At 33.1% G+C, this 7,648-nt stretch carries 3 protein-coding genes; all 3 read left to right on the top strand.

Translation table 11 applies throughout. The features are described from left to right. On the top strand, positions 1 to 186 hold a 186-nt coding region (locus OM075_RS23810; RefSeq protein WP_301193046.1), incomplete at its 5' end, for an OmpA family protein. 248 nt (positions 187 to 434) lie between these two features. Beyond that, positions 435 to 4,049, top strand: coding sequence for a two-component regulator propeller domain-containing protein (locus OM075_RS23805; protein WP_301193062.1), 3,615 nt, complete (start codon positions 435 to 437; stop codon positions 4,047 to 4,049). Positions 4,050 to 4,450: 401 nt separating this feature from the next. Next, the gene (locus OM075_RS23800) at positions 4,451 to 7,432 is read left to right on the top strand and encodes a glycoside hydrolase family 2 protein (RefSeq protein WP_301193061.1); all 2,982 of its coding nucleotides are present in this window, start codon (positions 4,451 to 4,453) and stop codon (positions 7,430 to 7,432) included. Positions 7,433 to 7,648: the final 216 nt, after the last annotated feature.

Raw genomic sequence — 7,648 nt, 5'->3', positions numbered from 1 at the left:
TTATCGCAAAAAAGAGCCGAATCTGCGGTTACATATATGGTAAACAGAGGTATTGATAAAAGTCGGGTTATAGCAAAAGGTTATGGAGAAACTCGCCTGAAAAATAAATGTGCCGATGGTGTGGAATGTTCTGAAGCGGAACACCAGGCCAACAGAAGGAGTGAGGTTACCATTATTGAAATGTAATTAAATTATGGCCTCAAATAGATACAGCACTCAATACCTTTATTGTTTTTCTTTCTTATACAGTAATTATATGCATTAAGATAATTTCTGCATAATGTATAAATGATTTGTTCAAACAACATTACATTTGTTTTTTTAGACAATTGGTGCTATTATAATTATAATCTACGAAATCATAATGGCATCAGAATAAAGAGTTAAATCTTGATTTTTAGGCTGGATTCGATTTATAAATAGAAAATTTTCAAATGAGTTTTGGGTGTAAATCTTTCATTATTATAATAATCACTTTTTTATTTGTACATAAAGTAAGTGCCAATAATCTTTTTTTTGAAAAAATTGAAGGGATAACAACAGTACCCAATACATCAATACATGGCATTGTTAAGGATTCCATAGGTTATATTTGGTTTGGAACGGAAAATGGCTTGTATCGTTTTAATGGATTAGATTTTGAACGCTATGCAAATCAAGAAACAGACTCCATATCAATACCAGGTAATCGGATCAGAAATATAGTATTGGATCAGGAAGATCAAGTTTGGTTATTGGATTTTGATAATCATTATTTCAAGTATAATTATTCAGATAATATTTTTGCTCATATTAAGGAAGATGAGGTCCATGAAAATTTAAAAGAACGTTTAAGTTTTGATGCTAACAGGTTGAATTATAATAAAATTATTAATGACAATCGATTTTACTTATCAAATCATCATTTCACAGCTTTTAATATAAGAACAAAACAAAGTAATACTTATTTATCAAATTTTGATAAGCCAGGTTGTTTAAGCGAAGATTATATTACCAGTTTTTACATCGATAATCATGATTTTATATGGATTGGCACAAGAGAGGGAACCATTTATAAAGTAAATCTCAATAGAAAACCATTCGATTATAACCTGAACTTTGTTCCTCTTAAGGAAAAGTCGATTCAAACATCTGTAAGAACTATTCTTAAAACAGATGAAGCGTTATGGTTGGCATCAAACCATGAAGGTATATCCATTTATAAAGATGGGAAACTACAAAATGAACATCCATATTATAAATTATCAGATAATCAAAAACAAGTCAGATCGTTGCTTGAAGATAAGAATGGTAATATTTGGATTGGGGGAGTTAGTGGGCTTGAAAAGTTTGATTCGAATCAACAAATAAAAATACAGGTTATTAATAAAAATATTAAACCAGAGTTTGACAGGTGGTCTGTGTATAGTATGGCACAAGCCGATTCTGATTATATATGGGTAGGATTGTTTAATAAGTTGGCAAAGATCAATATACATACGAATAGAACATCTTATTTGTATTTAGAAGAATTAATAGGCAAACATAGTATAACGGCTATAAAAGAGGATGTTAAAGGAAATGTTTGGTTAGGTACAGAAGGAAGTGGTTTAATCTATTTAAAGCGAAATTCAAATAAAGAAATTGTAGATACAATAGTTATCTCAGATACTATTGTGAAAGGAAATAGGGTGTATTCACTCTACGAGGATGAAAGAGGAATGATATGGGTAGGCACTTCGGAAGGATTAAGTGCCGTTGATCCGAACAATATAAATCGAAAGGATATATATCCAAAAGATCTGAAGAAAGCGTGTTTTGTATGCGCTATAACAGGTGATAACAATGGAAATATCTGGGTTTCTCATAAATCAGGCTTGTTTAAAATTGAATTAGAGAATAAATATGTAACGAGTTATAATTTAGGTACAAAAACCTCAGAATGGGTGTTTCAGAATGGGGCTGTTTTTAATGATCATAATAACCAGCTTTATTTTGGTGCACGAGAGGGGTACGTTAAATTTAGAGCTGATTCAATTCAAAAAGATAGTTCTATACCTAAATTATTTTTGTCTGCACTACATATTGCAGGAACAAAGGTGGAACCCCAAGGCCATATTGAAGGAAACACGATTTTAAGTAAAGCTTTATTTAAAACAGAAGAAATACAGTTGCCCTATAAAAACAGGAGTTTCTCAATAGAAATGATTGCCCTTTATTATCAAAATCCGATAGGGGTAAAGTATTACTACATGTTGGAAGGAATAGATGATATTTGGCAAGAGACAAAGGAAAATATGGCTAATTATAAGAAGATTCCTTCCGGAAGTTATGTATTTAAAGTTAAGGCCTTGTCTCCGGATGGTATATGGTCTGATGAGAAACGCCTGAAAATTTTAATTTCCTCACCATGGTATGCATCCATACAAGCTATAATCATTTATATAGTTGTAGGCTTAATAATTTTATATCTAGTTTATTTAGAGATAAAAGCCAGACAGCAATTAAAAAACAAGATTCTTGTAGAGCGATTGAATGCTGAGAAATTAGAGGAAATAAATAAAGAGAAACTTGAGTTTTTTACTAACGTGTCTCATGAACTAAGAACGCCATTAACCCTGATCTCAGATCCGGTTAAGCAATTAAAATCACCAGATATAAGCACAGAAAAAAAACAGTTGTATATCGATATCATTGATAGAAATGTAAATCAACTGTCGCAATTAATTAATCAAATATTGGATTTCCGTAAAACTGAGGCAGGAAAAATAAAGCTAAATTATGAAGAGAAGGATGGCATAAAAATAATTTATGATGCAGTGAAGTCATTTGATATAATGGCGAATCAACGAAAGATAAAACTTAATTTTTCTACGGCTTTACCTGCTTATGTTGGATTGTTTGATGAAGATAAATTACAGAAAATTATTTTAAACATTCTCTCCAATTCATTTAAATACACTCCGGATAGGGGAGTGATTAATGTGATTTTAAAGCATGAAGACCAGCATTTAATCATTAAAATTGAGGATACCGGGATTGGAATTACGAAAAATAAGCTTCATAAAATATTTGAACCTTTTAATAGTATTGGATCAAAACCATTTCAGGGTTCTACCTCAGGTATGGGATTGGCACTTACCAAAAATTGGATTCAACAATTAAATGGAACGATTGCTATTGAGAGTAATCCTGATAAAGGCACTATAGTTACAATTAATTTGCCGGTTATAAGTGAAGATGAACAAGTCCAATCTGGAATTATAGCGAAGAGTAAGGAGTGTGAACAGTCGGAAGAAAGTCAGGAAGTTGAGGAAGAAAGCAAGATTGTTATTTTAGTTGTTGAAGACAATTTGGATATTCAGGAATATTTAAATCAGGAATTAAAAGATGATTATCTTATTCTTAAAGCCAAAGATGGTTTAGAAGGATTAAATATGGCGCTAAATCATATTCCAGATTTAATCATATCGGATGTTATGATGCCGGAAATGGATGGAATAGAGATGTGTTCAAAAATTAAGAATGATGAAAAAACATGCCATATTCCAGTTGTTATGCTAACAGCAAAAACATCTAATAATGCACAGGTTGACGGATTGAAAACAGGAGCAGATGTATATATTCCCAAACCATTTAGTATAGATGTTCTCAAAGCCCAGATCGAAAGTATTTTTAAAAATCGGCAACGCCTACAAGACAAGCTGGCCGAACGTAAATTTGCATCTGAATTAAATACCTCAGAGAATCCAATAGATCATGCATTTTTAAATAAGACTTCTAAGTTGATAGAAGAAAACCTTAGTGTTGTTGGTTTTAAACAAGAACAATTGGCTCAATCATTAAGAATCAGTACACGTCAGTTATCGCGTAAAATTAAGGCTATTACTGGTAATACAGTTCATGAGTATATAACCAAAGTAAGAATGGAAAAAGCATCAGAATTGTTGCTTGAGTCAAATTTAAATATTACAGAAATAGCTTTCCAATTAGGATTTTCAGAACAATCTAATTTTTCACGATCTTTCTCAAAATATTTCGGTTGTAGTCCATCAAAGTATAAAGGATAAAAAAGTAATAAGTACAAATCTAATTCATGCTGGTGGATTATCTCTTTTTCCTTTTAGAATTGATGTGCATGAGGGATTGTAATGCAAGAAATATATCTGTTTAGTTTTTTTATTGCAAGGAAATATCTTTTTAAGATTGTCCTTATCCGATATGGCTGTTTGTCGCTAATTGATACGAGTTGTCTTATCTGGATATTCTTCAATTGTACTGATTTTACTTACTTTACGATATCAAATGCAGGGGTATATGTATTTTTTAATCAAGTAATAGTAAGGTTAGTTATTTAATAAATAATCAGATGAAACAAACATGTAAATTTGATTGTCCAAATTCACACACAAGAGGATGATTAAATGTATTTGTGAGTTCCATGTGACCAAATGAATCAAATATTATACACATGAAGAATCAAAAAGCAATAGTACTAATGTTATTTTTTGTGCTATTAATAATGAGTACAGGTAGTTGTTTTGCACAACGAATGAAGTATAATTTTAATCATGGATGGAAGTTATATGTTGGAGATGCCAAAGGAGCAGAAAACACAAGTTTTGATGACAGCAATTGGAAGCACATAACATTACCATATGCCTGGAATCAGGATGAGGCTTTTAAAAATGACATCGTTGATTTATCTACGGGTATAGTTTGGTATCGCAAAATATTTCAGTTACCAGAGGGAAATTCTGTAGATAAAGTATTTATTGAATTTGAAGGTGTTCGTCAGATGGGTGAGGTATATGTTAATGGAAAATATATTGGATTTCATGAAAATGGAGTAATGGCCTTTGGATATGATATCACTCCATTTTTAAAGCCTTTTCCACAGGAAAATATTGTGGCAGTAAAGACTGATAATGATTGGAAATATAAAGAACGTCATACTGGAAGTGGTTTTCAGTGGAATGATAAAAATTTTAATGCCAATTACGGAGGTATCCCTAAAAATGTATTCTTACATACCACATCCAATGTGTATCAAACATTACCATTATATACGTCATTAGGAACTACAGGTACTTATGTTTATGCAACCGATATCGATTTAAAAGGAAAAAAAGCTCTTATAAATGTTGATTCACAAGTAAAAAATGAATCTGATTCAATGGTTGATGTTCAAATGAATATCAAAGTTGAAGATTTAGATGGTAATATCGTAAAGACTTTTTCTGGAGATGTTTATAGCTTATCACCCAATGGAATGCGTGAAATGCATGTAGCAGATACGGTTCCAAATTTAAACTTTTGGAGTTGGGGTTATGGTTATTTATATAACATCTATTCTGAGCTAAAAATTGATGGAAAAGTAGTAGATCAGGTTAAGGTACGTACCGGATTCCGTAAAACTAAATTTGCGGATGGTATGATCTATCTTAATGATCGCGTTATTATGATGAAAGGTTATGCACAACGTACCAGTAATGAATGGCCATCAGTAGGTATGTCTGTTCCTGCATGGTTAAGTGATTATGGAAATAGTCTGATTACAGAAGGAAATGGAAATATGGTACGTTGGATGCACGTAACTCCATGGAAACAAGATGTGGAGTCATTTGACAGAATGGGATTAATTCAAGCCATGCCTGCCGGTGATGCAGAAAAGGACGTTACAGGAAGACGATGGGAACAAAGAAAAGAGTTAATGCGTGATGCTATTATTTACAACAGAAATAATCCAAGTATACTTTTCTATGAGTGCGGAAATGAAAGTATCTCAGAGGATCATATGGCTGAGATGAAAAGCATTCGTAATCAATATGATGCTTTTGGAGGAAGAGCTATAGGTAGCAGAGAGATGTTGGATAGCGAAGAAGCTGAATATGGAGGAGAAATGCTTTACATTAATAAAAGTGCAGATATCCCTTTCTGGGCTATGGAATATTGCAGAGATGAAGGTTCAAGAAAATATTGGGATGAATATACAGCTCCATACCATAAAAATGGAGAAGGAGGAACTTTCAGTCACAATGTAAATGGAAGTAAGATTAAAGATGCTTCTCCATACAACCATAACCAGGATTCTCATGCTATTGAAGATGTTGTTCGCTGGTATGATTACTGGGAAATGCGTCCGGGAACAGGAGTAAGAGTAAGCTCTGGTGGTGCTAATATTATTTTCAGTGACACGAACACACATTATCGTGGAGAGCAAAATTTCCGTAGAAGTGGTGAAGTGGATGCCATGCGTATACCTAAAGATAACTACTGGGCTCATAAAGTAATTTGGGATGGTTGGGTTGATACGGATACTGTAAGAGCTCATATTTTAGGACATTGGAACTATGATGATAATGTAACAAAGGATATTACCGTTGTTTCTACTGCCGATGATGTGGAGTTATTTAGAAATGGTAAAAGCCTGGGAAAAGGAGAACAAAGTAGCAGATTCCTTTTTACTTTTAAAGATGTGAAGTTTTTGAAAGGTACCTTAAAAGCTGTAGGTTATGATGCAGAAGGAATAAAGGTATGTGAAGATATTAAGGAAACAGTTGGAGCTCCATACGCCTTAAAATTAACTTCAATTGCAAGGCCTGACGGAATGTTAGCAGATGGACAGGATTTAGCCATTGTACAGGTTGAAGTTGTTGATGAATCAGGAAGACGTTGTCCAACAGCTTTAAATATGATTCATTTTGAAGTAAAAGGAGCTGGTGAATTTATTGGAGGAATTGCTCAGGGACCTGATAATTATATTGGTTCAACACAATTACCGGTAGAATGTGGTATAAACAGAATTTTTGTTCGTTCAATAAAAAATAAAGCAGGTAAAATAAATATTACAGCAACTTCAGATCATCTGAAAAAGGATCAGATTACTATCGAAACAGAGAAAACAGATACACATGCGCTTTCGAAAGTAATGCCAGATGCAAATTTGCAGTCTTATTTAAAGATGGGACCAACGCCAGAAACGTTATCGTATAAAATATCAAGAGTTCCTCTTCGGATTATTGGAGCAAAGGCGGCATCAAATCAGGAGAATGCAGCATTAAGTTATGATGATAACGAGTTTACCGATTGGCGTAATGATGGTCAGTTAAGCTCCGGAATTATTGAATATGAATTGGAAAAAGAGGGGAATATAAACCAGGTAGTAGCTAAGTTTAGTGGTTGGAGAAGAACAAGTTATCCAATCAGTATTTATGTTGATAATAAAAAAGTATTTGAAGGTAAAACACCACGAAGTTTAGGATATGTCACTTTTAATTTTGAGCCTACTACGGGTAAAAAAGTAAGGGTTGAATTAACCGGAGCTACTACAGATAACGATGCCTTTAATATTGTAGAGATTACAGGAAAAGTAGATCAGGCAGGAAAAGAGGAATCTAAAGGTAATATTAGCATATTGGAAATCGAGTTTTACGAACCAGTAGGTAAATAGAGTAAATGTTTGTCAGTAAAAGAATAAAAGTACTGTAAATCAACTCTCCTCCTAATTTAGGAGGAGTACCCGAAGTATGAGGGGGAGGTGGTATTAGAATTAAAATCTTATTGTTTTTTTAGCTCAAGCCGCTGGGCTCTTCATTTTTAGCTTGATCTAAAAACGAAGCAAAAAGATCAAGGCTGCACCTGCTTCACTCATAAAACTACGATTCTT

This window comes from Plebeiibacterium sediminum (genome assembly GCF_026013605.1).
Taxonomy (GTDB): Bacteria; Bacteroidota; Bacteroidia; order Bacteroidales; family Marinilabiliaceae; genus Saccharicrinis; species Saccharicrinis sediminus.
Note: the sequence above shows the minus strand (reverse complement) of the source record. Positions and strands in the feature narration are given on the sequence as shown.